Below are 24,985 nucleotides of genomic sequence, written 5' to 3'. Positions count from 1 at the left end.
GCCGCCGGCATGCGTGCCGGCGGCGTTGTGGAGAACGGAGCGAGGATCGTCGATCGAAGCGAGCGCGCGATTCTGGCTGCGCCCGCTCGAGTGGGATGCTCGGCTCGACTCACCGCGCTGTCAGACCCGCGGATCCGGCTTCGTGCCGCGGCCCGAGGCGTCGTAGCGATCCGAGTGGAACGCCTCGCGCACCGCCGCCTTGGCCTGCGCCCAGGTCAGCCGCGAGCGGTCCTTGGCGCGCTCCCAACCGCTTTCCAGATCCGTTTCCAGGCGGTCGTCCCAATCGCGGTCCTGGTAGCGGCTGCGCGCCTGCACGCCGTAGCGGTAGGCCGGGCGGTAATCGTCGTAGCCGGCATCGGCATCGCGGTAGTCCACGCTGTCGAAGCGCTCGGCGTAATAGCGGTCGGTGTCTTCGTAGGTGCGGTAGGTGGTGTCGGCACGCTGCCAGGAGTCGCGCGCCGCCAGGCGGGCATCATCCCACTCCAGGCGCGATTCGCCGCGGCGTGTGCCCCAGTCGCGCGACAGCTCGGTCTCGGTTTCGTCCCAGCTCCGGTTCGGATGCGCTTCGCGCGCCTGCAGGCCGAGGCCGTAGGCGGCCGCGTAGTCGCGCTCGTAGTCGTAGTCGGACTTCACGTAGTCGCGGTTGCGGTATTCCTCGCGCCAGTATTCGCTTTCGCCGGTGGGGTCGATGCGTTCGGCCACGCCCTTGCCCGCGGCGGCGCCGGCGACCACGCCGACCGCGGCGCCGATCAGGGTGCCGAGCGGACCGAACACGGTACCGGCCAGCGCGCCGGCGGCCACGCCGCCCGCCGTGCCGCCGAGGCCGACGCCGACCGGATGCGAACCCGGCGTGCCGGAGATGGGATCGCGATTGAGATCGCGTGCTTCGTTGCTGCTGCTCATGGGAACGCTCCGCAGTGATTGGGATCACCGGCCATGTGCATCGGCCCGTGGTGATCGCACAGTGGCGAACGTTCGGTTAATCCCCCGTGCCATCGGGGTGAGCGCGCGATGAGGCTGAGCGCCGTTGTCCTCACGTGCCCGCAACGTCGCTGTGGCCGGCGGCGACACGGCGCCGCATGCCGCGACGCGCAGGTTGTCGGCCCGCGCCATGCTGGCCTGGCCTTCGAGGTATCGCTGCGCCGAGAAATCAGTCCCAGATGCGGCACGTCCCGGCATGGCCACCTTCTGCGTTTTTGTGGACGGTGATGGACATCGCGTCTTCGCCGGGGCGATCTGGCAGCATCCCGGACGCAGGGGATCATCCACCAGGACATGTCCATGAACAAGGTCGTTTCGACCCTCGCCGCATTGCTGTTCGTTTCCGCCGCATCGCTGGGCGTCGCGCCATCGGCACGCGCGCAGAGCGTCACCCTCGACTGCACCGGCAGCAATCTCTGCTACGCGGACGTGACGCCGGCCGGCGCCTACAACTATGCCTGGTCGTTCAATTCCAACGGGCTCAGCGTCATCTATCCGGCGAATTGCACCAATCAGGTCTATTGCAGCTTCTACTGTCCCAGGACCAGCGGCTACATCACCGCCAATGTGCTGGTCACCGATGCCAACCGGCAGACCGTGGGCTCGGCCAGCATGCGCGCGTTGTGCACGGCGGAACCCCTGTAGGCGGCGCCTGCGGGGCGGCCCCGGTACTTGCATCGGCGCGTTGCATGCCTGCCACGCGCCGCACGGCATGCCTCGCGCCGATCATGCCGCGGGAGCGCGGCTGACCTCGCGTAGCGCCGTACCGTAGCCGCGATACGAATTGGCTGCAGGCAACTGCCCGTACGCAGGGCCCCAGCGCGCCACTGCCGCGAGGCGCGGCGCCGGGCTCAGCCGCGCCGCCAGACCAGGCAGCGGTTGTTCGCCGGCATCGCCACGTCCTCCTGCAGCAGCAGTCCTTGCGCCTGCGCCAGCGCGTCGACCGCCTCGAAGTCGCGGATACCGCTCGCTGCATCGCGCACCTTCAGCCAGGCATCGAACTCCCGGTTGCTGTCGCTGCTGAACGCGCCGCCATCGTTGAACGGCCCATACACTGCGAGCGTGCCGTCGGCGCGGTCGGCCAGCAGCGCGCCGACGCCGGCGAAGAACGCCTGCACCGCGGGCCAGCCCATGATGTGCAGCGTATTGGCGCTGAACACCGCGTCGTAGCCGGCGGCCGGCCACGGCCCTGCCTGCACGTCCAGCGCCAGGGCCGGCGGCGTGTTCGGCAAGGCGGCCGCGTCCAGCCATTGCGCGATGCCGGGCAGGTGCTCGGCGCGCTCGCTGCATTGCCAGGTCAGCTGCGGCAAGGCGGCGGCGAAATGCACCGCATGCTGGCCGGTGCCGCTGCCGATCTCCAGCACATGGCGGCGGTCGGCGAAATGCCGCCGCAGCACCTGCAGGATCGGGTCGCGATTGCGGTCGCAGGAGGGGGCGTACGGTTTGTCGGTCATCGCCGTTGCTCCGGCATGCGCGCTGCAGCGCCGCGGCGTGCCAGGGCGACACACGATGGCGCGACCGGCAGCAGCATGCCGCTCAACTGCGCGAACGCACGAAGATGCGCTTGCCGCCGCCCTCGTTGCCGCGTTCCTCGATCTCGAACTGCGCCGACAGCCGGCGCAGCAGGTCGCTGAGCTTCTTGTGCCCGTACAGGCGCGGATCGAAATCCGGGCGCACCTTGTTGAGGTAGCTGCCGACGCTGCCGAGCCCGGCCCAGCCCTGGTCGTCGGAGGCTTCCTCGATCGCCTGGCGCAGCAGCTTCAGCGGCGCCGACAGCGGTTGCGCCTTGGCCTCGGCGGCTGCGGGCGGCGCTGGCGTGGCCGCCGCCGCTTCGGGCTTGGCCGCCTGCGCGGGCTGCGGCGTCTTGCTCGCCTTGCGCGCAGGCTTGGCCGCGGCCGTGGACGGCTTGGACGGTTCGGCGCTGGCCGCCTCGCTGCGCAGCACTTCGGTGTAGATGAACTTGTCGCAGGCCTGCACGAACGCGTCCGGGGTCTTGCGCTCGCCGAAGCCGTACACGGTCGGCCCTTCCTCGCGCAGGCGCTGCGCCAGGCGGGTGAAGTCGCTGTCGCTGGAGACCAGGCAGAAGCCGTCGAAGCGGCCGGTGTACAGCAGGTCCATCGCGTCGATGATCAGCGAGCTGTCGGTGGCGTTCTTGCCGCTGGTGTAGGCGAACTGCTGCACCGGGCTGATCGAGTGCTTCAGCAGCGCCTGCTTCCACTGGGTCATGCGCGTGCTGGTGAAGTCGCCGTAGATGCGCTTGACGCTGGCCACGCCGTACTTGGCCACTTCGGCCAGCAGGCCTTCGATCACCGAGGGCTGCGCGTTGTCGGCATCGATCAGCACCGCCAGGCGCGGCTGGTCGTCGTCGGTCTCGGATCTGGAACGGGTTTTCATGGCGGGGACCTGCATGGCAACGTAAGGCGGCGATGGTGCGCGCAGCGGCGTGACGCCGGCATGCCTCGGCGCCGGGCACCACTTTGCCACTCCGGCGCAGCGGCGGCCAGTCTCGCCGCATCACCGCGATCGCTTCGCCGGCTGCAGCGGGGCGCGATCGACCGCGCATTCGCGCCATCGATCGCCGCATGCCATGCAACTCATCGCGACGCGATCGCGCCGGATGGCGACGCAGCGGCCGTCTCGGCCGTAGCGTGCCTGCCGCCGCGCCCGCAACGGCTCAAGGCGTTGCGGCAGGGAGTTCCGGCAACCCCAGGTGCTTGCGGAAGAAGCGCGCGATCACCCGCAAGGCCTGCTGGCTTTCGGGCAGCGCATCGTTGAGATGGAACGCATGGCCCATGCCGTCCCACACGTGCAGGTCCGCGTCGCGGCCCAGGTCGACCAGGCGCGAATGGGTGTAGACGACATTGCTCAGTTCGGCCGCGCGCGTGCCGGTGACGAACAGCAGCGGCGGAAACTGCGCCAGCAGCGCATCGGAGAACACCGGCGACACCAGCGGGTCGTGGAAATCCACGCCGTCGCCGTAGTACAGGTCCTCCATGATCGGCAGCGCGCCCTGCGCATCGGGCAGCGGCGCATCGTTCACCGCCGCCACCACGTAGCGCGAATCGCCGCGGTAGCGCGCGTCGCCGCCGGCGCAGAACATGCCCGCCGCCGCCGGCATCGGCAGCTTTTCCTTGGCGAACCAGGCCAGCGACTCGCCGGTCAGCACGCCGCCGGCCGAGCAACCGAACAGGCCGATGTGCTGCGGCGCGTAGCGCTTGAGCGCTTCGCGGTACACCGTGGCCACGTCCTCGCTGGTGGCGGGGAACTTGTGCTCCGGCCCCATCCGGTAATCGACGCTGACCACGGTGACGCCGGTCAGCGCCGCGACCGGAATGGCTTCCATCATGCCGAACGAGGCCGCGCTGCCCATCACGAAGGAGCCGCCATGCAGCTCGATCAGCAGCCGCTGCCGTTGCGCCGGCGACGCATCGCGCGGCTGCACCAGCGTCACCGGCACGCCGTTCCAGGTCGCGGTCGTGATCTTCACGCCGTAGCGTTCGCGCAGCGGTTCCACCACGCCTTTGGCCCACGCTTCGGTCTCGGCGCGGATGCGCGGCAGCTCGCGCGCCAGCGTGGCGTTGTCCATCTTCGCCAGGGGGTCGCCATGGGCCATGCCGTCGCGCGCCGCCGCCCGCGCCTGCGGGCTGAGGAACGGCGACAGCGGCAGGTCGAAGGCGGGCATGTGGCGGATGCCGTCGTGCGCCGCATCGGCCGCGATCGCCACCGGCGCCGCCAGGCATACGGCCAGCCCGAGCAATCCCGCTTTCATCCGCTGCAAGTGTCCGGTCACGTCCCTGTTCTCCCGCGTGGCGATCTGGACGCAGAGGATACCGGCGCTGCGCGGAGCCGGCTTTGCACGATTCCGCCACTCGAGCGAAGCCGCATCGGGCCGCGGCACGATCGCAAGGCTGCGCATCGCCCGTCGGCGCAGGCCGCGCCTCAGCCCGCCTCCATCTCCGTGGACAGCGCGATCGCCTGCTGCGCCTCCAGCTCGGCCAGCCGTTGCTGCAGCGCCGTGCGCACATGCACATACGCCTGCGCGCCGAGCAGCAGGCGCCGCGGGGCCGGCGACACCTCCAGCGCGGCGAGCATCTCGCGCACCATCTTGCGCGCATCGCCGAACACGAAACGGCCTTGCTCCAGCGCCTGGCGCAGCGCATCCACCGGCGTGTCCGCATAGGCCGGGGCGGGCGCGGTGCGGTCCAGGCCGCGGCCGAAGTCGGTCGCCGCCGGGCCGGGCTCGACCAGGGTGAAGTCGATGCCGAACGGCGCCACTTCCTGCGCCACCGCCTCGACGAAGCCTTCGATGCCCCACTTGCTGGCGTGGTACAGGCTGAAGCCCGGGTAGGCCATCTGTCCGCCTTCCGACGACACCTGCACGATGCGTCCGCCGCCCTGCGCGCGCAGATGCGGCAGCACCGCACGGATCAGCTGGATCGAGCCGACCAGGTTGGTGTCCAGCTGTCGGCGCAGTTGCGCGTCGCTGGCTTCCTCGGCGGCGCCGAACACCGCATAGCCGGCATTGCTGACCACCACGTCGATGCGCCCCAGCTCGGCGAAGGCGCGGCCGACCACGGCGCGCAGCGCGTCGGCGTCGGTCACGTCCAGCGCCGCAACCCACAGGCGCTGGCCGTATTCGGCCTTCAGGTCGTCCAGCGCCCCGGGCCGGCGCAGCGTGGCGGCGACGCGGTCGCCGCGCGCCAGCAGTTGCTCGGTCAGCAGGCGGCCGAAGCCGGACGAGGTCCCGGTAATGAAATGCGTGCGGTTCATGGGCTTGTCTTCTCGCAAAGCCACGGAAACGTGGCGGTCGGGATCAGGCTAGCCCTCGCGTACCGCTGTTACTATCCGTCCAATCTCGCATGCGTCAGTGAAAATCGCCCATGAATCAGCGACCCGCCCTGACCGACCTCAGCGCCTTCGCCGCGATCGTGGCGCATCGCAGCTTCCGCAAGGCCGCCGACGAACTGGGGCTGTCGCCGTCCACGCTCAGCCACATGATGCGCACGCTGGAGACGCGCATGGGCGTGCGCCTGCTGCACCGGACCACGCGCAGCGTCGCCCCCACCGAGGCCGGCGAGCGGCTGGTCGCGCGGCTGCAGCCGCTGCTGCGCGAACTGGACCAGGCGCTGGACGACGTCGGCAGCTTCGCGCACGGCCCCAGCGGCACGCTGCGCATCAACGCCAACGAGACCGCCGTGCGCCTGCTGCTGCAGCGCGTGGTGCCGCGCTTCCTGCAGCGCTACCCGGCGATGGCGCTGGACCTGGTCAGCGAAGGCCGGCTGGTCGACATCGTCGCCGCCGGCTTCGACGCCGGCATGCGCCTGGGCGAAACGCTGCCGCAGGACATGATCGCGGTCCCGTTCGGCGGCCCGCAGCGCTTCATCGCCGCGGCATCGCCCGCCTACCTCGCGCAGCACCCGCCGCCACGCACGCCGGACGAACTCGCCCAGCACACCTGCATCGGTTTCCGCCTGCCCAGCGGCAAACCCTATCGCTGGGAATTCGCGCGCCACGGCCAGGAGCTGGCGGTGGAGGTCGGCGGCCCGCTCACGCTCGATCATCTCGGCCTGATGGCCGACGCCGCGGTGGCCGGCATGGGCATCGCCTACCTATCCGAAGTGGCGGTGCAGGCGCAGCTGGACAGCGGCGCGCTGGTCCGCGTGCTCGACGACTGGTGCCCGCCGCTGCCGGGACTGTTCCTGTACTACTCCGGCCACCGCCATGTGCCGGCGGGGCTGCAGGCGTTCATCGAGGTGATGCGCGAACCGGGCTAGGCACGGGCGCGATGCGGACCATGGCGGGTCCGCATCGAACCGCACGGCCATGCGTCAGCGCGACGCCGGCAACGCCTCGTAGGCCTGCCGCACCGCCGCCTCGCCGTAGCGCCGCTCCAGCCGGCGCACGATGAAATGGCCGCGCGCCATCGCCTGGAAGTGGGCGATGAACACGGTGTTGAGCAGCGCGCCGCTGGCCGCGCCGACCAAGGGCACCGCCTGCGCCGCCAGTTTCTCGCTGACCGTGATCGAGAATTTCGCCGCGATCCGCGACATCAGCGACACCAGCGCCGGCGCGCCCTTGCTGCCCAGCCCGTGCGCGGCGATGTACTGCGCGGCGGCGCTGAGCTGCTGCGCCATCGCCGTCCGCACCGCGAAATAGCCCGACTCGCTGCCGTCGTCGCGCGCGCTGCGCCCGCCATGCGCCAACACTTCCAGGCACGCCAGGGTGGTGGCCGGATCGTCCAGGCGCTCGCCCTCGGCGCGGGCGATGTCGGCGATCGAGCGCAGCATCAGCGTGGTGGTCAGCGGCAGTTCCACCAGCAGGCCGGGCAGGCCGAAGAAACCGCCGGCCGCGCCGGTCGCGGCCACCGCCATGCCGTGCAGGCGCGGCCGCGCCGTGCCCGGCGCCTGCGTACGCAAGGTCAGCAGCGCCGAGCGCAGGGCGATGCGCAGCGCTCGGTGGCTGATCGTGTCGATGCGCGAGGACAGCGCCTTCGGCAGCCGCTTGCTGAGCAGGTCCTCGATCGGCGCGCCGACCGTGTTGGCGATCTTCGCGGCCAGGCCGGGATGCTCGAGCAACGCATGCGCCTGGGCCAGGTCGCGGTGATCGGCGGCATCCATGGCGGGAACGGGGAGATTGGAGGTCATGGCCGAAGGAGTGGCGTGGGAAGGCACAGCATGCACCGGCTGGCGGGGCGATGCTGTCGAGGGCAGATGACGAACGCGGGTAAGCGGCGGGCCGCCGGCGCCCTAGCCTGCGATCTGCTCCAGCGTGCGGTTGCGGGTGCGCGGGCCGAACACGCCGATGATGGCAGCCACCGCCAGCAGGCTGGCGACGATGAAGGCCAGCACGCCGCGGTTGCCGGCGCGCTCCAGCAGCAAACCGATCAGCAGGCTGCTGCCGGCGGTGGACAGGCGGCTGAAGGAATAGCAGAAGCCCACCGCGCGGGCGCGCAGCGCGGTCGGGAACAGTTCGGCCTGGTAGCCGTGGTAGGCGAAGCTCATCCAGGCATTGCAGAAGGTGATCGCCGCACCGCAGGCGATGATCGCCAGCGGCTGGGTCTGCCAGGCGAACAGCGTGCCGAACAGCACCGCACCCAGCGCCGACCACACCACCTGCCACTTGTTCTCCCAGCGCTGGGCGACGCGCAGCAACAGCAGCGGCGCCAGCGGATAGGCCAGCGAGATCGCGAACGCATAGCCCAGCCCATGTACGCTGTCTGCGCCCTGCGCCGACAGCAGCGCCGGCAACCAGTTGCCGAAGCCGAAGAAGCCGATCGCCTGGAACACGTGGAACGCCACCAGCATCGCCACGCGGCGCCGGTACGGTGCCTTCCACAGCGCGGCGAACCGCGCCCGGGTCGCGGCGGTGGCGAGCTGCGGCTCGATCCGCGGCGCCTCCAACGCGCGCCCCAGGTCGGCCGTGCAACGCGCTTCCAGATCGCGCAGCACCGCATCGGCCTCGGCGTGCCGGCCCTGCGCCGCCAGCCAGCGCGCCGATTCGGGCAAGCGCCGGCGCAGCCACCAGATCGCCACCGCGAACGTGCCGCTGAGCAGCACCACCCAGCGCCAGCCGCTGACCCCGAACGGCGCGTGCGGCACCAGCGCCCAGGCGCTGACCGCCACCGCCGGCACCGCCAGGAACTGCACGAAGAACGCGAACGCGAAGGCCGCCCCGCGCATGTGCCTGGGCATCAGCTCGGACAGGTAGGTATCGATGGTGACCAGCTCGATGCCCAGGCCGATGCCGACCACGAAGCGCAGCGCGATCACCCCCAGCGCCGTGCTCTGCAGGCCCATCGCCACGGTCGCGGCGGTGTACCAGAGCAGGGCGAAGGTGAACACCGGACGGCGCCCGAAGCGATCGGCGAACGGACTGAGCAGGCTGGCGCCGAGGAACAGCCCCAGGAAGGTGGCCGAGGCGAACGCGGCCTGGTCGGCGATGCCGAACACGCCCGCCGCGCCGCTGGCGAAGATGCCGTCGTGCAGCAGGCCCGGGCTGATGTAGGCGGTCTGGAACAGGTCGTACAGCTCGAAGAACCCGCCCAGCGCGAGCAAGGCGACCAGCCGCCACAGCGTGGCCGTCGCCGGCAGGCGATCGATGCGCGCCGCCACCAGCGCGGCGGGATCGGAAGGAGCGGCGGCGGGATCGAGCATGGGCATGCACCAGCGAAGAGGATCGCCGACGGCTGCAACCGCCGGCGCTGGCGCATGCTGACCGATTGCCCTGCGCAGCCGCTACCTTCGTTGTCGAAATTGCAGCGGCATTCCGGTTCGCGTTCAGCGGGACGTCGGCTTGCAGGCGGCTCGCACCGATACGTAGCGCCGCATGCGGCGACCGCCGATGGCCGCCCCTGCGCTAGCGCAGGAACAGCACGTTCACATCCTGCTTCGGCACGAAGTCCTTCTGCGCGAATTCGAAGGTCAGCGGATCGGTGCGCTTCAGCTCGCCGTCGAAGCACAGGCTGAGCATGTCGGTCGGCGCACGCTTCTTCAGGGTCAGGTGAAAGTCCTGGATCGGCCCCTTCCAGTTGTTGCCGGTCAACAGGATGTAGCGCAGGTTGCTCCATTGCAGGCCGTATTCGCCCTCACGGCGGCGTACGCTGCGCTGCGCGCCGTCATCCAGGCAGGTGTCCTTGGCGTAGTCGCGGATCAGCTCGCTGGCCGGCTGCGGCACGCCGGTCGCCAGGCTCGGCACATAGCTGTGGCGGATCGACACCGACTTGCCCGCGGCAAACCGCTGCTGCCAGGTGAAGTACTCGCTGAGCGTGAACAGCGGCTGCCCGTCCGGGTCGAACCAGTCCTTGGGCAGTGGCTTGCGGCCCTTGGGCGTCTTGCCGGATTCGATGTAGCTGGCCAGGTCGTCGGTGCTCCAGCCGCTGGCCGCCCACGCGCGCGACACGTCGGCGCCGTCCAGCTGCGCCACCAGCTTGCGCTCGGTGCGCACCGGCTTGCCGTCCACCCACAGCTTGAACTCGGTCAATGCGCTGTGGTCGGCCATGCCGAAGTACATCGGCGGCATCGGGAAGGCGATCGGCACCAGCAGATCGCGCGTGCTGGTGTTGGTGAACACGTAGTCCACCCGCACCAGCTCCTCGCTGATGAACAAGGCCTCCTTGCTCATGCGGATATCCGGCTGCTGGGTCAGCTGGATGCTGCCGTTGGCATCGCCGAAGCTGCTGTCGTTGGCATGGGCGGTGGCCGCGAACAGCGGCGCGAGGGCGAACAGGGTGCGGACCAGAAAGCCGTTGAGGGGCATGAGCGAGCGCTGTTGGGAGAGAAGAGGCAAACACACCAGCCAGACAGTCGTATGGCCACATCTGTATCCGTCAACAACATATTAACCGAGGCTTTGCGAATCTTCCTGCCTGGTTCCACCAGTCCAGTTCATAAGGAGAGACACGTGGCAAGCAAGGGAATCAAGAGCCGCCTGCTGGTGCTAGGGGTGTTGTCCGTCGGTTTCTCCACGTGGGCCTGTGCCACCGATCAGACGCATAGCGGCTCCTCTTCTCCAAAAGGCTTGTCCGCCGCCTACCTTACTTGTCAACAGCAAGCACGTGGCGCAGTCGAGCAAGCGACCTGCATCTCGCAGGAACAGAGCGTGCAAGACAAGCGATTGAACAAGATCTACAAACAACTGATCGCGGCTCTCAATGCCGATGGCAAGGCCAAGTTGGTCGATGCCCAGCGCGCCTGGCTGCAATCCAGGACCAAGGATGGCAACCTCGAAGCCGCGATCTACCGCAATACCCAAGCGGAAAACCTGGACGGCGGCGAAGCTGCGTTGTTCCGGCTCTGTGCGCGTGCCGATCAGCTCGAGAAGTATCTTCGCCTGATCAATTGAATCGACGTTCCATATAAGAAAAGGACATCTTATGGCTGACAACATCGATACCCGAAACCTCGACACTGTCTCGGGCGCTGTGTACTTTTCCGTCGGGCGAGGCACCGAAGGTGGTGCAGCGTCCTACCATCTCGCGATCGCCGGCGTTACCGTCGGCACATCCGAACCGAACTGGGGACAGGTCGGAAAGGTCGCGCAAAACAGCGGCTATAGCCTTGGCGCCATCCAGGTCGATTTCGGACAGCGCGGCACCTGGCCGCTGGGTTCGATAGAAAACCGAACCTTGCAACCTGGCGAGCAGACGTATGTGGATGCCGTTGTCCAACAGGCATCCGCTTATGCAAAGGCACACAATCTTCCCTTCACCGAGGATCAGTCCGCGCTGCGCAACGATTTGCTGAGCCATGGCAACGGCCTCAACGGGCGGACATCGCTGAATTTCATTGACACAGGAACCCGCGACAGCATCAATGCGTGGGCCGGCTCTGCCGAAGGCAAGCAGTGGATCCATAGCAATATCGACTATCCCCAGGTCAGAAACGCGACGCAGACCGCGATATCGATCGTGGATGCGAGCGGCAGCAACATAAGCGAGGACCGCCGCTTCGAAGCGATCAGCCTGTTGGCCAAGACCGCGAATCAGCTACCGAGCCAGTTACCAAAACTTGAGAAGGTGTTGAAGGACGGTGGCGACTACGACGCCTTGCGTGCCAAGGCAGACGAAATACGCGAAACCTACCGCTATTACGATGGCCCTAAAGCAGCCAATGTGGCTGAAAAATACGAGAACGGGTACGCAAACAATCAAGAGGCGCTGGACCGGGCGCATGCCAAGGTCAGCGGCAAGGATTTTGACCCTTCCTCCGAACGTAACGACCCAGATTTTCAAAAGGCTCTGGAGTTGGTAAACGCATCGCCAAGCCGACAAACCTCGGGCCTACTCAAGGAGGGTTCAAGCGGCAAAGAGGTGCGCAAGCTGGAATCCAACTTGAGCGTGCTTGGATATACCGACGCCAATGGCAATGCCTTGCAGGTAGATCAGCAGTTTGACGCATCGACCAAGCATGCAGTGGAGACGTTCCAACAGTCCAATGGCCTGACGTCAGTGGACGGCAAGGCCGGACCGGCGACGTTAGGTGCCATCGACCAGCAAGCGCGCGACTTGCAAACGCACTTGGCCAAGCTCGGTTTCACCGATGCTGCCGGCAAGTCCTTGAGCGTTGATGGCTATCTTGGCGACGGCACAAGGCACGCAGTCAAGTCGTTTCAGGAAGCCAACCAGCTGACGCCAACGGGGATCGCCGATTCCAGTACGTTGCAAACTATTGCGCAGAAGGCGCAGCTGGCTCAGACGAATACGCCAACCCTTGCGACCGATGCGGCAGCATCGCAATTGCAGCATTCTGGAATAGTACCCAGCACGAACTCCACCCAAAGCCAGCGCACTCCGACCGAGACTGCACCCGGGCCGGCACACGATGCTCCGCTGCTGTCTGATCCGAACCACAGCCGCCATTCCCTATTCCGGCAAATGCTGGAGAAGGTGCACGGTGTTGAAGCCGAGCGTGGCATCCAGCCCGGGATCCATAGCGAACGTCTGGCTGGCGCGCTCTCGGCGCAGGCAATTCACAATGGCCTGAACGGTGTCGACCGCGTCGAGTTGAACGGCGATGGCTCCATGGCCCGCGCAGTGCAGGTGAGCGGCGTACGCGACGAGACATCGCTGAATCGCATGACCGACCCCGTGAGTACCGCTCAAGCGGTGAATCAAACGCTGCAAGACAGCAGCGAGCGGGCACGGGAGGCGCTGTCCGCCGAACACGCTCGCGAACTGGAGCGCTCGCAGGAGCAAACCCAGGCCAGTGGCGCACGCACCATGGTGGCCTGAGCCGATACGCAGTTCGACTCCGTGCAAGTCGGCGCTGCTTGCGCGGAGTTCTTGCGATGCAACGCCTTGTAGCGCGGCTACACGCAGGCAATCCAGGAGATGTCGCGAAACCGTGGATGCTACTGGGAGCACTGCGCCAGGGTGACGTGGGCGCCGCCGCGCCTGAATTCGAAATCGGTGTAGCCCGGCCCGTTCTTGCCGCCGTCGACCGTCGACGCGGTGACCGCCAGCGGCCGCTCGGCGCCCTCCAGCGCCACCCAATACTCCATCGCCGCCGGGGCAGGCGATGGCGGGCTGTCGTCGCAGACGCCATCGCGGCGCACCACCCGGTCGCCGGCGCGCAACTGCGTGCGCAACACCTTGGCGTAGTCGGTGCCCGGATAGAACTTGCGCACCACCACCAGCAAGGCCGTCGCCGCATCGCCGGCGAAGGTCACGCTGGCCTCGCCCGCATTGCCCGTGCGCGTTCCGGCATCCGCTCCCACCTTGCCGTCCGGCAGCGGCGCCTCGCCGAATCCGGCCAGGGTGGTCTTGCCGCGTACGGCCACCGGATAGATTCGCACCCCGTCTGCCGGCGCCAGATCGCCCAGACCGGGAATCGCCTTCACCTGCGCCCAGGAAGGCGGCTGCGCGGCAGCCAGGACGGTCAGCGCGGCGCGCAGCGAGGATGCCGCGGCAGGCGTGACAGCAACCGACGCAGGCGCCGACGCGGCGATCGCCGGCGTTGCCGGCACGGGATCGGCGGTCGCTGCGGCAGGCGCCGATGCGGAGCCTTGTTCGGACTGGCAAGCGGCCAGCAGCGCGGTGGCCAGCACGACTGGCAAGAGCCTGGACGTCATAGCACTCCGGGTACGCGTCCGGTGAGAGCGCGCGAACCGATCCATGGTCCTGGGCAGATCGATGTCGCGAGACGAAGAAGCGGTCGGAGTATGGCCCCGACATGCCGTGCGACCCGTGCTGCCGATCTCTGCAGCCGTGCCATTTCAGGTTTCCGGGCATCGCATTGCGGGTGGACACTGCCAGGATCGCTACGCGCCGCGTATTCTTAGCAAAACATTAACCGCAGGCTTGTAAAGCTGTCTTCGCACATGGAAACGATGCAAGGGGAAGGACGCATGGGAACCAGGGAACACAAGCACCGCTGGCTGTTGTGGGTCGTGTTGCTGGGCGCTGCGGCCGCCAGTGCCCAGGCCGGTGCGCAACAGCAGGGACAACAGCAGCAGCTGCAGCAACAGCAGATGCAACAGCAGCAGCTGATGCAGCAGCAACTGCAACAACTTCAGCAGTTGCAGCAGCAGCAACCTCCGCCGCAGGAAAACTCGGGCGCGCCCAGGGGCTTGTCGGCCACCTACCTGAGCTGCCGCAAGCAGGCGCGCGGCGGGGTCGATCAGGAGCGCTGCATCGAGCGCGAGCAGACCTTGCAGGAGGATCGCCTGGCGCGGGTCTACGACCGGCTGCGCTACGAACTGGACGGCAATGCGCGCGCGCGGTTGATGGACGCGCAGTACGCCTGGGAGCAATCCAATGCCCAGGCCAAAGATCTGGACAATTCGCTCTACGGCGGCACCCAGGCGGAGAGCCTGCAGCGCGCCGAAGCGGCGCTGTGGCGGCTGTGCGCGCGCGCCGACGAGTTGGAGAAGTATCTGGGCGCGGCCCGCTGAACTGGTCCACGCGTGGCGGCAGGTCGAGCACCGCGGACGTGCCGCCGAATCCTGTAGGAGCGGCTTCAGCCGCGACAGGATCCGACCTCATGTGCTTCGCCGTGTTTCCTGTCGCGGCTGAAGCCGCTCCTACAGGCGCCCTTCCACCGTCCAGGCGGCAGCGGCGCATCCCATCGATCCGCGGACCGGGAACGACCGCATGCAGGCATACGACATCGCCTTGGACGATTGGTGCAACGGTCCACCGGCACGCCACAGCGACGGCTGGTGCTTCGGCTTGCCGCCCGGGATCCGCCCGGCGCAATGGCCGCTGGATCCGCACAGCGGCTACCCGATGCCGCACGGCTTCACGCTGAGGCTGCCGCCGGACTATCGCGTGCACGGCCCGGAGGTGGTGGCCCTGTCGTTCTTCGCCACCGCGCTGGATCACAACGATGGCGGCCCGATCGAAAGTCCGGACGGCATGGAGGGCGTGGTCGATACGCCAGCGCCGCTGCCGCCGGACGACACGGCGCTGCAGCCCTTCTGGGAACGCGCGCGGCAGGCGCATCCGCGGCTGTCGCGGATGCGCGACATCCTGGGCTGCGCCTACGCGGTGATCCTGCTCAGCCAGGACGAAGCCGATGGCCCGCCCTGCCCGCCGCCACCGCTGGTGGACAGCCCGCTGCAGCAGGTGCTGGCCGTGCCGCAGTGGTTCGTCGCCGGCGCCGCCGCCGGCTTCGCCGCATGGGAACGCAAGCCGGCGCCGCTGCCGGACGCTGCCGATCCGCACCACGTCCACCGCCCATTCCGCCTGAGCGCACGCGCCAGCGACCCCAATGCCGGCAAGCCGCCGCGCGAGTACTTCCGCGACACGCCCGGCGACGGCGACTACCAGCCCTTCCACTACTGGCTGGGCGGCGAGATCGCGACCGAGAACTACCGCGAGCACGACTGGGCCGCCGGCCACGCCGCCAACCACCTCGGCGGCACCATGCGCCCGGTGCAGAACGTGCCGGAATTCAGCCCGTACTACATCGAGTTCGAGGAAGAGTTCGGCGGCTACAACTTCGGCGGCGGCAACGCGCAGCTGGATTTCAAGGACATGCGGTTCGACTGGGCCTGCGGCTGACGTCGGCGAGGCGCGGCGGCGGCGCCTGCGGCCGGCTCAGCCCGCGAAATAGCCAGCATCGTCCAACTCTTGCAGCAGGCCAGGCCCGCTCGGTTGCCAACCCAGCTGTTCGCGCGTCCACGCGCTGGAGGTGGGCATGTCCCGGCCGGCGAAGCGCGCCATCCAGCCGAACTGCGCCGGCGCCGCCTCGGCCGGCAGCGACCGCACCGGCAACTGCAGGTGCCGCCCGATGACCGCGGCGATCTCGCGGAAGGCGATGCCTTCCTCGGCATTGCCGTGATAGCACGTCCCCGCTTCGCCGTGCTCCAGCGCAAGCCGGAACAGCCGCGCCGCATCCGCGCGGTGCACCGCCGGCCAGCGGTTGCTGCCGTCGCCCAGATAGGCCGCCACGCCCGTGTCGCGGGCGATGCCGATCAGCGCGGGCACGAAGCCGTGGTCGCCCGCGCCATGCACCGACGGCGGCAACCGCAGCACCATCGCCCGCACCCGCTGCGGCAGCAACGCCAGCGCCGCGGTCTCGGAGATCGCGCGTGGTGGCGCGCTCGCCGGATCGGCGCGATCGGCCTCAATACCGAGACGGCCCTGCGGCAGCACCGCCGTGCCCGAGGTCACCAGCAGCGGACGCTCGCTGCCGGCCAGGCCTTCCCCCAGCGCGGCGATCGCGCGTGCATCGACCTGGCAATTCTCCGCATGCCGGGAGAAATCATGGATGAAGGCGGTATGGATCACGCCATCGGCGGCGGCCGCGCCACGGCGCAGGCTGTCGGGGTCGTCCAGCGCGCCGCGATGCACCTGCGCGCCGGCCGCTCGCAGCGCCTCGGCCGACGCGTCGGAACGGGCCAGGCCGGTGACCCGATGGCCGGCGTCCAGCAGTTCGCGTACCACGGCCGAGCCGACGAAACCGGTAGCGCCAGTGACGAACACACGCATGGGAATGCTCCTTGGAGAGGGAATGCGGTGCATCCTGTCGCAGACCGCCGCGGCGCAGCAGCCGGGGCGCGATACCGGTATGGCGACTAACAGGCAGGGCATCGGCGTGAGCGCACACAATCCACTGGGCAACTACCTGCGCGAGCGACGCGCGCGCCTGGACCCGGCCGCGTTCGGCCTGCCGGTCGCGCGCCGGCGCACGCCCGGCCTGCGCCGCGAGGAAGTGGCGCAGCGCGCCCACGTCAGCGCCACCTGGTACACCTGGCTGGAACAGGGCCGCGGCGGCGCGCCTTCGGCCGACGCGCTGCAACGCATCGCCGCCGCACTGGACCTCAACGAAGACGAGCGCGAACACCTGTTCCTGCTGGCGCAGCAGCGCCCGCCGCGCACGCACGGGCCGGTGCCGGCGCAGGTCACCCCGCGGCTGCGGCGCGTACTCGATGCCCTTCCGTTGAGCCCGGCCTACATCAAGACCGCCGCCTGGGACGTGCTGGCCTGGAACCGCGCCGCCAGCGCGGTGCTCACCGACTACGGCCAGCTGCCGCCGGCCGAGCGCAACATCCTGCGCCTGGTGTTCTGCCGGCCCGGCCCGGCGCAGACCATGCCCGACTGGGAACGGGTCGCACGCTTCGCCGTGGCCACCTTCCGTGCCGAGACCGCGCGCGCCGGCGCCGCCGTCGCCCAGCGCGCCGAGCAGGTGGTCGCCGAACTCGGCCAGGCCAGCGCGCGCTTCCGCGACCTCTGGAACGACTGCGACGTCCGCAGCCATGGCGAAGGCAGCAAGACCATCCACAAGCCCGGCCGGGAACGGATCTGCCTGGAATATTCCGCCTTCGCCGTCGATGGCCAGCCCGACCTGGGGCTGGTGGTGTACACCGCGTCCACGCCGCAGGATGCCGCGCGCATCGCCGCGTTGCTGGAAGGCACGGCCGAGACCGGCGACTGAGATCGTCCTGGGCGGGCGCGCGGCGTGCGTCGGCCGGAACGGCTGGCCGCGAGATGAACTGTTTCCTGCGTCCGTGTTGACAAGCGCAGCCGCCCGGCCAAATAATAGAACCGTACAGTTTGGTTTATTTATGTCATGCCCAGCGGAAAGGTCCGCGCGGGCGTGGCGGCAACGAGACCGCGTCGTCGTCGTGGCGCAACGTCGTTGCAGCGTGGCCGTGTCATGCGTCTCCCCGTGCTTTGCCCTCTCACCACCAGGCCTCCCCCATGAAGCCGCACCGTTCCACCACTTCCGCGTCCTCGCCCGCCTTGCGTCCAGGCGAGCAGGCACTGTTCGATCTTCCTGAAATCCCGCCCCCGCGCTCCCATTCGGCAGCCGGCTGGATGAGCCGGCGCCTGCACACGATCGCAGCGATGCTGTCGCGCAGCCGCGCGGGCCGCTGCGGCCGGCGCGATTGAACGTGCCGGCATCGCCGTGCAACGAACGCCTGCAGCGCCGCACGCAATGCCGCCGGAACATGTCGGCGCGGGCCGGCACCCGTAGCGTTGCACGCGCGGCGGAGGGATACCGCGCGCGGCGCCATTCGACGCGATGATGCATTCGCCGCGGCGGTGTGCCGCGGCGATGTCGGAACGTCCGGCGCCGGCCGCCGGGAACCCGTTGCAATCCACCCTGGAGCGATTCGATGAACAAGATCACCTTGGCCGGCGCGTTGCTGGCGAGCCTGTCCCTGCCGATGCTGGCCCAGGCCTCCAGCTTCGCCGGCACGTCTGCCGGCGCGTCCTCGGCCGGCAGCAGCAGCTCCGGCGACGACAAAATCGTCCTGCAGGCGCGCGACGATGCCGCGAGCTTCGTCGCCAGCGAGGGCCGCATCCGCGGTGCGCAGCTGGAGTCGGCGCTGCGGTTGCTGCGCGAGCGCGATCCGAACGCGCGGCAGGCCAGCGACCTGCAACTGGCCCAGGCCATCCTGACCCAGTGACGCCGGGCCGGCGGCTGTCGCCCCACGGCGGCGGCCCGATCCGGCATCCCGGCCGCCATTGACGCAGGCGACCCACCAACCGCGCTGCATCCGCGGGTCGCCCAGATTCGGCCGGCCGCGCGCGCGGGTAGCCGACATCACGGCTTCACCCCATCGGGGCGCGTAGCGTCAGCGCCGGATCGCACGCAGTGCGTTACCCGCCCATGGAGAATCGAATGAACAAGATGCTCGGAGTTTTCGTCGCCTGTGCCCTGGCCGCCGGCCTTCCCGCGGTGGCAGCCGCGGACCAGGTCCCGCCCCAGCCCCAGAACCGTTACGACGATGGCCAGCGCCACGACGACCCGCCGCGGCCGGGCCAGCTCGGCACCGATCGCCACGACCAGGCCCGGCACGACGACCGGCATGACGATCGGCCCGGCGACCGCCGCGACGATCGCCGCAGGGACGAGCGCCATGACGACAAGCGCTACGGCCGCTGGGATCCGAAATGGGGTCCGCGTCCGGGCAACCCTCCTGCGCACCGGTCCCGGCACGACGATTGGTATCGTCACGTGCGCGCGTGCCAGCAGCGCTATCGCAGCTACGACGCACGCACCGACACCTTCGTCACCCGCGGCCGCCGTCTGCGCTGCTCGCTGTAAGCGCGAGACCGCCCTCTGCGCGGTCCGCGCAGAGGGCGATGCAGGTTTGATGCCTGGATGAGTGCAACGCGTGCCGGCACAAGCCGAACGCCGCGCTGTTGATCTCAGATAGCGCAGCGGCGGAATCGTCTACGGGATGGCCGCCGCCGCGCCATGGCGCGATTCACATCGGCGGCAACGCCACTTCGACTCACTGCTGCGGAACACAGTCCGCGTTCTGCGCGTCGCACAGACTCGCCGCGCGGCGGATCTGCGCGTCGCTCAGCGGCGGCGGGCGGGCGATGGCCGGCTGCACCTGGTCCGGCGCGCCGGTGAGGGTGTGCAGGCCCTTGGCGGCCTTGCCGGCCACGTAGTAGATGCCGAGCGCGAGGTAGCCGCCGCCCTGGCTGACCTGCTCCACCGAGGGCGGTGGCCGCCAGTCCTTGTCGAAGCGGTTGGGCTGGGCGCTGACCGGATTCTTGAAGCGGTACAGGTCCAGCGGCTGCTCCACATCCGGCGGCAGCGCGCGCACTTCCTCGAGGGTCTGGATGTCCTGCTGCGGCGGGGAGCTGGCGACGGGCGCGGGCTCGGCCTGTTGGGCATACGCCTGCGCGACTGCGCCAAGCAGCGCTGCAGCAACGACGAAACGCGCGGCATTGCCCATCGAGATCGGTCCTTTCCCATGCATGGCCATGGCAGGTGCCGAGCTTACGGTCGGCGGCTGAACGTCACCATCGCCGCGGCTGCCGTATCGGTGCACGACGCAGGCAGGGCGCGCCTGCGCACGCCGCTCACGCCGCCGGCAGCGGCCGCAGGCACAGCCAGATGGCGCACCAGTGCGACAGCGCGCCGCCCAGCACGTGCGCGTGCCAGATGGCGCGGTTGTAGACCATCGACTTGCGCACGTAGAAGCCCACGCCGACGGTGTAGAACATGCCGCCGGCGGCGATGAACCACAGCACGGCGCTGTCCAGGCCGGCCATGATCGGCTTGATCGCGACGATGCCGGCCCAGCCCAGCAGCAGGTAGATCGCGACCCAGAAGCCCTTGCTGATGCCCGGCAGGAACAGCTTGGCGAAGGCGCCGAACAGCGCCACGCCCCACACCGCCAGGGTCATCGACCAGACCCAGGCGCCGGACAGGGTCAGCACGAACAGCGGCGTGTAGGAGCCGGCGATCATCACGAAGATGCCGGCGTGGTCGAGCTTGCGCAGGATCGGCTGGCGCTGCGGCGGGGCGAAGTTGTAGGCCGCCGAGCAGGCGAACATCGCCAGCATGCCCAGCGCGTAGACGCAGGTGGCCAGGATCAGGGCTTCGTTGGCGTGGGCGCGCCAGACCAGCAGCGCGCCGCCGACGATGGCCAGCAGCAACCCGGCGGCATGCACGATCAGGTCGGCGCGACGGGCGCGGGCGGTTTTGTAGTGCGGGGCGATGGCGGGAGCAGGCACGGACAAGGCGGGTCTTCGACGCGTCGGGGGACGGCGCCGCTGCGCGAGGGGGGACGACAGGATACGCGCTGGTCGCGACGATCAGGTCGGCTTTCTCGGCCGGCCACTGCCGGCGTCGCCCGGCATTGCGACGGCAGGCACGCGCCTGCCTGCGTCTACGCCGCGATGCGCACGATCTTCCGCGCCTGCGCGCCCAGCGCGCGCCGCGCCTGTTCCAGGTCGTAGTCCGCCTGCAGCCCGAGCCAACAGCGCTCGCTGGTGCCCAGTGCGGCGGCCAGCCGGACGGTGTCGGCGGTGACGCTGCGCTTGTCCAGCACGATTTCGTTGATGCGGCGCGGCGGCACGCCGGCGGCACGCGCCAGTGCGTTCTGGCTAAGGCCCAGCGGGATCAGGAATTCCTCCAGCAGGACTTCGCCGGGGTGGATGTTGGGCAGGGTCTTCATGGCGGTTGGCTCGATCGGCGCGCTTCGGCGCATGCTATGCCCGATGCGGTGGCTTGCACGCATGATGCCAGCCCGGGTGTCTTCTGAACGCGGTCAGTCGTTCCATTCGCATCCGCCGTGTCGCGTCTCATACCCTGAGACGCGTTTCCGCTTCCCTGTCCCGCTTTGAGAGCCGTGCCGATGCCCGCCCACGCCCTAGCCCGCCGCACCGAGGACGCCGAGCGCGCCCTGTCCACCACCGGCGGCGAGCCTTCGCGCGACGGCGCGCTGCTGACCGAACGGCTGGAGCGGCGCTACCACGACCGCATCACCGGCAGCTTCATGATTCCCGGGCGCGCAGGCCGCTACGCGCCGATCCCGGCCGACGTGCCGGCGGCGCTGGCCGCGGCGCTGAAGGCGCGCGGCATCGAACAGCTGTACAGCCACCAGGCCGAGGCCTGGGACGCGGCGCAGCACGGCGAGCACGTGGCCATCGTCACCCCGACCGCGTCGGGCAAGTCGCTGTGCTACACGCTGCCGGTGGTGGCCGCGGCGATGACCGCGCAGGCCAAGGCGCTGTACCTGTTCCCGACCAAGGCGCTGGCGCAGGACCAGGTGGCCGAGCTGCTGGAGCTCAACCGCGCCGGCGAGCTGGGAGTGAAGGCCTTCACCTTCGACGGCGACACGCCGGGCGACGCGCGCCAGGCGATCCGCCTGCACGGCGACATCGTGGTCAGCAACCCGGACATGCTGCACCAGGCGATCCTGCCGCACCACACCAAGTGGGCGCAGTTCTTCGAGAACCTGCGCTACGTGGTGATCGACGAGATCCACACCTACCGCGGCGTGTTCGGCAGCCACGTCACCAACGTGCTGCGCCGGCTCAAGCGCATCTGCGCGTTCTACGGGGTCAACCCGCAGTTCATCCTGTGCTCGGCCACCATCGGCAATCCGCGCGCGCACGCCGAGGCGCTGATCGAGCAGCGCGTGCATGCGATCACCGAGTCCGGCGCGCCGTCCGGCGACAAGCACGTGCTGCTGTGGAACCCGCCTGTGGTCAATGCCGACCTGGGCCTGCGCGCGTCGGCGCGCTCGCAGAGCAACCGCATCGCGCGCATCGCGATCAAGTCCGGACTGAAGACGCTGGTGTTCGCGCAGACCCGGCTGATGGTGGAAGTGCTGACCAAGTACCTGAAGGACATCTTCGACCACGACCCGCGCAAGCCGCCGCGCATCCGCGCCTACCGCGGCGGGTATCTACCGACCGAGCGCCGCGAGGCCGAGCGCGCGATGCGTGCCGGCAGCATCGACGGCATCGTCTCCACCTCGGCGCTGGAACTGGGCGTGGACATCGGCTCGCTGGACGTGGTGGTGCTCAACGGCTACCCCGGCAGCGTGGCCGCGACCTGGCAGCGCTTCGGCCGCGCCGGGCGCCGCCAGCAGCCCTCGCTCGGCGTATTGGTTGCCAGTTCGCAACCGCTGGACCAGTACGTGGTGCGGCATCCGGACTTCTTCGCCGACGCCTCGCCCGAGCACGCGCGCATCGCCCCGGACCAGCCGCTGATCCTGTTCGACCACATCCGCTGCGCCGCGTTCGAGCTGACCTTCGTCGCCGGCGAGGCATTCGGGCCGGTGGATCCGGCGGTGTTCCTGGAAGCGCTGGCCGAGAGCGAGGTGGTGCACCAGGAAGGCGACCGCTGGGAGTGGATCGCCGACAGCTACCCGGCCAACGCGGTGAGCCTGCGCTCGGTGGCCGACGGCAATTTCGTGGTCGTCGACAAGACCGACGGCAAGCAGCAGATCATCGCCGAAGTGGACTATTCCGCCGCCGCGCTCACGCTGTACGAAGGCGCGATCCACATGGTGCAGAGCACCCCGTACCAGGTGGAGAAGCTGGACTGGGAAGGGCGCAAGGCCTACGTCACCCGCACCCACGTGGACTACTACACCGACAGCATCGACTTCACCAAGCTCAAGGTGCTGGACCGTTTCGACGGCGGCGCGGCCGGGCGCGGCGACAGCCACCACGGCGAGGTGCACGTGGTGCGGCGCGTGGCCGGCTACAAGAAGATCCGCTACTACACCCACGAGAACATCGGCTACGGCCCGGTCACCCTGCCCGACCAGGAGCTGCACACCACCGCGGTGTGGTGGCAGCTGCCGCAGGCCACGCTGCTGAAGGCGTTCGCGGCCAAGCAGGACGCGCTGGACGGTTTCCTCGGCGCGGCCTACGCGCTGCACGTGGTGGCGACGGTGGCGGTGATGGCCGACGCGCGCGACCTGCAGAAGGCGGTGGGCGACGGCGACGGTGCCTGGTTCGCGATGGCCGACGCCAAGGGCCGCGGCCAGCTGCGCGGCGGCGACAACGGCGAGCCGGTCGGCGTGGAGCTGCAGCAGTTCGTGCCCACCGTGTACCTGTACGACAACTTCCCCGGCGGCGTGGGCCTGAGCGAGCCGCTGTGGCAGCGCCAGGCCGAGCTGGTGCAGCGCGCGCGCGAACTGGTGCAGCGCTGCGACTGCGTGGCCGGCTGCCCGGCCTGCGTCGGTCCGGTGCTGGCCGCGCAGGAAGAGAGCGCGACCACGCCGAAGGCGCTGGCGCTGCACGTGCTGCGCCTGTTGCGGGAAGGTGCGGTGCTGGACGAGGAAACGACCGCGATCGACAGCGAGCTCGATGCGCTGCCGGAGTGGAGTGCATGAGGATCGGCCCCGAACATCCATGGGCGTTGCGCCTGCTGCCGCGGTGCGTGGTGCCGGATTGTTCGCAAAACGCCAGCGACGTCGATCCCGACATGCTGGCGGAGCGAAGCGCATGAGCGTCGGCCTTGGGCCTCTGTGTGCGTTGCGCTTGCTTGCGGAAGGCGCGGTGCCGGACAAGGCACCGAGTGCAACCGACACCGCCCCTGACACCTTGCCGGAGTGGCGTGCATGAGCCTGGGTCTCGAGCGCTTGCGTGTGCGGTGCCTGCCGTCGAAGGACGCGATGCCGGATGTCGAATCGACCATGTTCGATAGCGATCCCGGCGCACTGCTGGAGCGGAACGCATGAGCATCAGCCTCGAACGCCTGCGTGCGCTGCGCAAACAGGCCGGCGATGCGAGCGTGGACGCGCCGCGTCCGTCGGCGCCGGGCGTGCGGCCAGCCGGCACCGCCGGCACCATCGGCGCCAAAGCATCGACACCTGCGCCGGCGAGGGCCGCCACGCCCGCAAGCGGGTCCACGCTGCTGCGCAAGCCGCCGCGCGACACCGATGCGGCGCCCATCGCGCCCGCGCCGCGTGCGTCGGCACCCGCGCGCGCGGGCGACACCGCCGTCGCCGTGGCGCCGCCGATCGCGATCGAGCCGTTCGACCGGCGCGGCGCCGACGTCGCTTCGCTGCGGCGCCTGCTCGGCATGCGCGAACGCGCGGTGGCGCCGGCCGCGGCGCCGCGCAAGCCGCAGGCCGCCGACCGCCACCTGCCCGGCGTGGAGATCGCGCCCGGCCTGCACCTGATCGAGGCGTTCCTGGCGCAGCCGATCCCCGCCGCCGCGCTGTCGCTGGCCTTCGCCCGGCGCGAGGACGCGGTGCAGCCGTCGGACCTGCTGTTCTTCGACACCGAGACCACCGGCCTGGCCGGCGGCACCGGCACCCGCGCCTTCATGATCGGCGCGGCCGACTGGTTCCTGCATCCGCTCGAGGGCCCGGGCCTGCGCATCCGCCAGCTGATGATGGCCACGATGGGCGCGGAGAAGGCCATGCTCGAAGCGTTCCGCGCGTGGCTGGCGCCGACCACGGTGCTGTCCAGCTACAACGGCCGCAGCTACGACGCGCCGCTGCTGAAGACCCGCTACCGGCTGGCGCGCTGCGCCGACCCGATATCGGCGCTGGACCATGTGGACCTGCTGCATCCCACCCGCCGCCGCTACCGCGGCACCTGGGAGAACTGCAAGCTGGCCACCATCGAGCGCCAGCTGCTGCGCATCGTGCGCGAGGACGACCTGCCCGGCTCGGAAGCGCCGGCCGCGTGGCTGAACTACCTGCGCGGCGGCAGCGCGCGCAACCTGCGCCGCGTGGCCGCGCACAACCACCAGGACGTGGTGACCCTGGCGCTGCTGCTGCAGCGCCTGGTCGATGCCGAGGCCGAGGACCGCGAAGTGGTGCCGTTCGTGGAAGCGCCGTAGCG

The 24,985-nt window shown here is 69.5% G+C and carries 25 protein-coding genes; 12 read left to right on the top strand and 13 right to left on the bottom strand.

Translation table 11 applies throughout. From position 1 onward, the window contains the following. Nucleotides 1–120: 120 nt before the first annotated feature. On the bottom strand, nucleotides 121–903 hold the full coding sequence (locus AB3X10_RS01120) for a hypothetical protein (protein ID WP_369978331.1): 783 nt from the start codon (nucleotides 901–903) through the stop codon (nucleotides 121–123). Between the two features lie 378 nt (nucleotides 904–1,281). Between AB3X10_RS01120 and AB3X10_RS01115 the strand changes: the two genes are divergently transcribed. Further along, nucleotides 1,282–1,626, top strand: coding sequence for a hypothetical protein (locus tag AB3X10_RS01115; RefSeq protein WP_369978329.1), 345 nt, complete (start codon nucleotides 1,282–1,284; stop codon nucleotides 1,624–1,626). A 206-nt stretch (nucleotides 1,627–1,832) separates the two neighbouring features. Here AB3X10_RS01115 and AB3X10_RS01110 read toward each other — a convergent pair whose 3' ends face one another. The 4 genes from AB3X10_RS01110 to AB3X10_RS01095 all read right to left on the bottom strand — a co-directional run bounded on the left by AB3X10_RS01110 (nucleotide 1,833) and on the right by AB3X10_RS01095 (nucleotide 5,751). Beyond that, nucleotides 1,833–2,435: a DUF938 domain-containing protein gene (locus AB3X10_RS01110; protein WP_369978327.1), complete on the bottom strand. Its 603-nt coding sequence runs from the start codon at nucleotides 2,433–2,435 to the stop codon at nucleotides 1,833–1,835. Nucleotides 2,436–2,517: 82 nt separating this feature from the next. Then, entirely contained in the window at nucleotides 2,518–3,375 is an 858-nt protein-coding gene (locus AB3X10_RS01105; RefSeq protein ID WP_369978326.1) for an NYN domain-containing protein, read from the bottom strand. Nucleotides 3,376–3,655: 280 nt separating this feature from the next. Then, complete coding sequence (locus AB3X10_RS01100; protein ID WP_369978324.1) at nucleotides 3,656–4,750, bottom strand: alpha/beta hydrolase fold domain-containing protein; 1,095 nt, start codon at nucleotides 4,748–4,750, stop codon at nucleotides 3,656–3,658. 170 nt (nucleotides 4,751–4,920) lie between these two features. Further along, entirely contained in the window at nucleotides 4,921–5,751 is an 831-nt protein-coding gene (locus tag AB3X10_RS01095; RefSeq protein WP_369978322.1) for an SDR family oxidoreductase, read from the bottom strand. 110 nt (nucleotides 5,752–5,861) lie between these two features. On the opposite strand from AB3X10_RS01095, the gene AB3X10_RS01090 reads away from it, so the two are divergent. Next, a complete protein-coding gene (locus AB3X10_RS01090) occupies nucleotides 5,862–6,755 on the top strand; it encodes a LysR family transcriptional regulator (RefSeq protein ID WP_369978321.1) in 894 nt (297 codons plus the stop codon). A gap of 54 nt (nucleotides 6,756–6,809) precedes the next feature. On the opposite strand, the gene AB3X10_RS01085 is transcribed toward AB3X10_RS01090, so the two are convergent. The 3 genes from AB3X10_RS01085 to AB3X10_RS01075 all read right to left on the bottom strand — a co-directional run bounded on the left by AB3X10_RS01085 (nucleotide 6,810) and on the right by AB3X10_RS01075 (nucleotide 10,236). Further along, nucleotides 6,810–7,598 carry an EcsC family protein gene (locus AB3X10_RS01085; protein WP_369978319.1) on the bottom strand — a complete coding sequence of 263 codons (789 nt, stop codon included), beginning with the start codon at nucleotides 7,596–7,598 and terminating at the stop codon, nucleotides 6,810–6,812. A 129-nt stretch (nucleotides 7,599–7,727) separates the two neighbouring features. Beyond that, nucleotides 7,728–9,134 carry an MFS transporter gene (locus tag AB3X10_RS01080; protein WP_369978318.1) on the bottom strand — a complete coding sequence of 469 codons (1,407 nt, stop codon included), beginning with the start codon at nucleotides 9,132–9,134 and terminating at the stop codon, nucleotides 7,728–7,730. Between the two features lie 202 nt (nucleotides 9,135–9,336). After that, entirely contained in the window at nucleotides 9,337–10,236 is a 900-nt protein-coding gene (locus tag AB3X10_RS01075; RefSeq protein ID WP_369978317.1) for a DUF4424 family protein, read from the bottom strand. Between the two features lie 144 nt (nucleotides 10,237–10,380). Between AB3X10_RS01075 and AB3X10_RS01070 the strand changes: the two genes are divergently transcribed. Both AB3X10_RS01070 and AB3X10_RS01065 read left to right on the top strand, forming a co-directional pair. Beyond that, nucleotides 10,381–10,821, top strand: coding sequence for a lysozyme inhibitor LprI family protein (locus tag AB3X10_RS01070; protein ID WP_369978316.1), 441 nt, complete (start codon nucleotides 10,381–10,383; stop codon nucleotides 10,819–10,821). Nucleotides 10,822–10,852: 31 nt separating this feature from the next. Beyond that, nucleotides 10,853–12,709 (top strand): peptidoglycan-binding protein, encoded by a 1,857-nt coding sequence (locus tag AB3X10_RS01065; protein WP_369978314.1) that lies wholly within the window; start codon nucleotides 10,853–10,855, stop codon nucleotides 12,707–12,709. A 119-nt stretch (nucleotides 12,710–12,828) separates the two neighbouring features. On the opposite strand, the gene AB3X10_RS01060 is transcribed toward AB3X10_RS01065, so the two are convergent. Continuing rightward, the gene (locus AB3X10_RS01060; RefSeq protein WP_369978312.1) at nucleotides 12,829–13,524 is read right to left on the bottom strand and encodes a hypothetical protein; all 696 of its coding nucleotides are present in this window, start codon (nucleotides 13,522–13,524) and stop codon (nucleotides 12,829–12,831) included. Nucleotides 13,525–13,824: 300 nt separating this feature from the next. Between AB3X10_RS01060 and AB3X10_RS01055 the strand changes: the two genes are divergently transcribed. Together AB3X10_RS01055 and AB3X10_RS01050 are read left to right on the top strand one after the other, a co-directional pair. Beyond that, nucleotides 13,825–14,370 (top strand): lysozyme inhibitor LprI family protein, encoded by a 546-nt coding sequence (locus tag AB3X10_RS01055; RefSeq protein WP_369978309.1) that lies wholly within the window; start codon nucleotides 13,825–13,827, stop codon nucleotides 14,368–14,370. A 199-nt stretch (nucleotides 14,371–14,569) separates the two neighbouring features. Further along, entirely contained in the window at nucleotides 14,570–15,481 is a 912-nt protein-coding gene (locus AB3X10_RS01050; protein ID WP_369978307.1) for a hypothetical protein, read from the top strand. A 36-nt stretch (nucleotides 15,482–15,517) separates the two neighbouring features. On the opposite strand, the gene AB3X10_RS01045 is transcribed toward AB3X10_RS01050, so the two are convergent. Continuing rightward, a complete protein-coding gene (locus AB3X10_RS01045; RefSeq protein WP_369978305.1) occupies nucleotides 15,518–16,411 on the bottom strand; it encodes an SDR family oxidoreductase in 894 nt (297 codons plus the stop codon). A 106-nt stretch (nucleotides 16,412–16,517) separates the two neighbouring features. On the opposite strand from AB3X10_RS01045, the gene AB3X10_RS01040 reads away from it, so the two are divergent. From AB3X10_RS01040 to AB3X10_RS01025, 4 genes are all read left to right on the top strand, one after another. Continuing rightward, nucleotides 16,518–17,357 carry a helix-turn-helix transcriptional regulator gene (locus tag AB3X10_RS01040; protein WP_369978303.1) on the top strand — a complete coding sequence of 280 codons (840 nt, stop codon included), beginning with the start codon at nucleotides 16,518–16,520 and terminating at the stop codon, nucleotides 17,355–17,357. Nucleotides 17,358–17,623: 266 nt separating this feature from the next. Next, on the top strand, nucleotides 17,624–17,815 hold the full coding sequence (locus AB3X10_RS01035; protein ID WP_369978301.1) for a hypothetical protein: 192 nt from the start codon (nucleotides 17,624–17,626) through the stop codon (nucleotides 17,813–17,815). 227 nt (nucleotides 17,816–18,042) lie between these two features. Then, nucleotides 18,043–18,336, top strand: a complete 294-nt coding sequence (locus tag AB3X10_RS01030; RefSeq protein WP_369978299.1) for a DUF2388 domain-containing protein — start codon at nucleotides 18,043–18,045, stop codon at nucleotides 18,334–18,336. 215 nt (nucleotides 18,337–18,551) lie between these two features. Continuing rightward, a complete protein-coding gene (locus AB3X10_RS01025; RefSeq protein ID WP_369978297.1) occupies nucleotides 18,552–18,977 on the top strand; it encodes a BA14K family protein in 426 nt (141 codons plus the stop codon). 190 nt (nucleotides 18,978–19,167) lie between these two features. Here AB3X10_RS01025 and AB3X10_RS01020 read toward each other — a convergent pair whose 3' ends face one another. From AB3X10_RS01020 to AB3X10_RS01010, 3 genes are all read right to left on the bottom strand, one after another. After that, on the bottom strand, nucleotides 19,168–19,620 hold the full coding sequence (locus AB3X10_RS01020; protein ID WP_369978295.1) for a hypothetical protein: 453 nt from the start codon (nucleotides 19,618–19,620) through the stop codon (nucleotides 19,168–19,170). 127 nt (nucleotides 19,621–19,747) lie between these two features. Further along, complete coding sequence (gene trhA / locus AB3X10_RS01015; protein ID WP_369978294.1) at nucleotides 19,748–20,410, bottom strand: PAQR family membrane homeostasis protein TrhA; 663 nt, start codon at nucleotides 20,408–20,410, stop codon at nucleotides 19,748–19,750. Between the two features lie 149 nt (nucleotides 20,411–20,559). Next, complete coding sequence (locus AB3X10_RS01010; RefSeq protein ID WP_369978292.1) at nucleotides 20,560–20,847, bottom strand: HigA family addiction module antitoxin; 288 nt, start codon at nucleotides 20,845–20,847, stop codon at nucleotides 20,560–20,562. A 180-nt stretch (nucleotides 20,848–21,027) separates the two neighbouring features. Here AB3X10_RS01010 and AB3X10_RS01005 point away from each other — a divergent pair, with 180 nt between their 5' ends. Continuing rightward, nucleotides 21,028–23,523 (top strand): DEAD/DEAH box helicase, encoded by a 2,496-nt coding sequence (locus AB3X10_RS01005; RefSeq protein ID WP_369978290.1) that lies wholly within the window; start codon nucleotides 21,028–21,030, stop codon nucleotides 23,521–23,523. A gap of 344 nt (nucleotides 23,524–23,867) precedes the next feature. Continuing rightward, nucleotides 23,868–24,983, top strand: a complete 1,116-nt coding sequence (locus AB3X10_RS01000) for a ribonuclease H-like domain-containing protein (RefSeq protein WP_369978288.1) — start codon at nucleotides 23,868–23,870, stop codon at nucleotides 24,981–24,983. Nucleotides 24,984–24,985 lie beyond the last annotated feature (2 nt).

This window comes from Xanthomonas sp. DAR 80977, from assembly GCF_041240605.1.
GTDB classification, from domain to species: Bacteria; Pseudomonadota; Gammaproteobacteria; order Xanthomonadales; family Xanthomonadaceae; genus Xanthomonas_A; species Xanthomonas_A bundabergensis.
This window is presented reverse-complemented; position numbering and strand designations above follow the sequence as displayed.

Excerpts from the sequence above, each read along its gene's own strand:
- AB3X10_RS01120 (WP_369978331.1), bottom strand. The coding sequence starts at position 903 with ATGAGCAGCAGCAACGAAGCACGCGATCTCAATCGCGATCCCATCTCC.
- AB3X10_RS01115 (WP_369978329.1), top strand. The coding sequence starts at position 1,282 with ATGAACAAGGTCGTTTCGACCCTCGCCGCATTGCTGTTCGTTTCCGCC.
- AB3X10_RS01110 (WP_369978327.1), bottom strand. The coding sequence starts at position 2,435 with ATGACCGACAAACCGTACGCCCCCTCCTGCGACCGCAATCGCGACCCG.
- AB3X10_RS01105 (WP_369978326.1), bottom strand. The coding sequence starts at position 3,375 with ATGAAAACCCGTTCCAGATCCGAGACCGACGACGACCAGCCGCGCCTG.
- AB3X10_RS01100 (WP_369978324.1), bottom strand. The coding sequence starts at position 4,750 with ATGAAAGCGGGATTGCTCGGGCTGGCCGTATGCCTGGCGGCGCCGGTG.
- AB3X10_RS01095 (WP_369978322.1), bottom strand. The coding sequence starts at position 5,751 with ATGAACCGCACGCATTTCATTACCGGGACCTCGTCCGGCTTCGGCCGC.
- AB3X10_RS01090 (WP_369978321.1), top strand. The coding sequence starts at position 5,862 with ATGAATCAGCGACCCGCCCTGACCGACCTCAGCGCCTTCGCCGCGATC.
- AB3X10_RS01085 (WP_369978319.1), bottom strand. The coding sequence starts at position 7,598 with ATGGATGCCGCCGATCACCGCGACCTGGCCCAGGCGCATGCGTTGCTC.
- AB3X10_RS01080 (WP_369978318.1), bottom strand. The coding sequence starts at position 9,134 with ATGCTCGATCCCGCCGCCGCTCCTTCCGATCCCGCCGCGCTGGTGGCG.
- AB3X10_RS01075 (WP_369978317.1), bottom strand. The coding sequence starts at position 10,236 with ATGCCCCTCAACGGCTTTCTGGTCCGCACCCTGTTCGCCCTCGCGCCG.
- AB3X10_RS01065 (WP_369978314.1), top strand. The coding sequence starts at position 10,853 with ATGGCTGACAACATCGATACCCGAAACCTCGACACTGTCTCGGGCGCT.
- AB3X10_RS01055 (WP_369978309.1), top strand. The coding sequence starts at position 13,825 with ATGGGAACCAGGGAACACAAGCACCGCTGGCTGTTGTGGGTCGTGTTG.
- AB3X10_RS01050 (WP_369978307.1), top strand. The coding sequence starts at position 14,570 with ATGCAGGCATACGACATCGCCTTGGACGATTGGTGCAACGGTCCACCG.
- AB3X10_RS01045 (WP_369978305.1), bottom strand. The coding sequence starts at position 16,411 with ATGCGTGTGTTCGTCACTGGCGCTACCGGTTTCGTCGGCTCGGCCGTG.
- AB3X10_RS01035 (WP_369978301.1), top strand. The coding sequence starts at position 17,624 with ATGAAGCCGCACCGTTCCACCACTTCCGCGTCCTCGCCCGCCTTGCGT.
- AB3X10_RS01030 (WP_369978299.1), top strand. The coding sequence starts at position 18,043 with ATGAACAAGATCACCTTGGCCGGCGCGTTGCTGGCGAGCCTGTCCCTG.
- AB3X10_RS01025 (WP_369978297.1), top strand. The coding sequence starts at position 18,552 with ATGAACAAGATGCTCGGAGTTTTCGTCGCCTGTGCCCTGGCCGCCGGC.
- AB3X10_RS01020 (WP_369978295.1), bottom strand. The coding sequence starts at position 19,620 with ATGGGCAATGCCGCGCGTTTCGTCGTTGCTGCAGCGCTGCTTGGCGCA.
- AB3X10_RS01010 (WP_369978292.1), bottom strand. The coding sequence starts at position 20,847 with ATGAAGACCCTGCCCAACATCCACCCCGGCGAAGTCCTGCTGGAGGAA.
- AB3X10_RS01005 (WP_369978290.1), top strand. The coding sequence starts at position 21,028 with ATGCCCGCCCACGCCCTAGCCCGCCGCACCGAGGACGCCGAGCGCGCC.
- AB3X10_RS01000 (WP_369978288.1), top strand. The coding sequence starts at position 23,868 with ATGAGCATCAGCCTCGAACGCCTGCGTGCGCTGCGCAAACAGGCCGGC.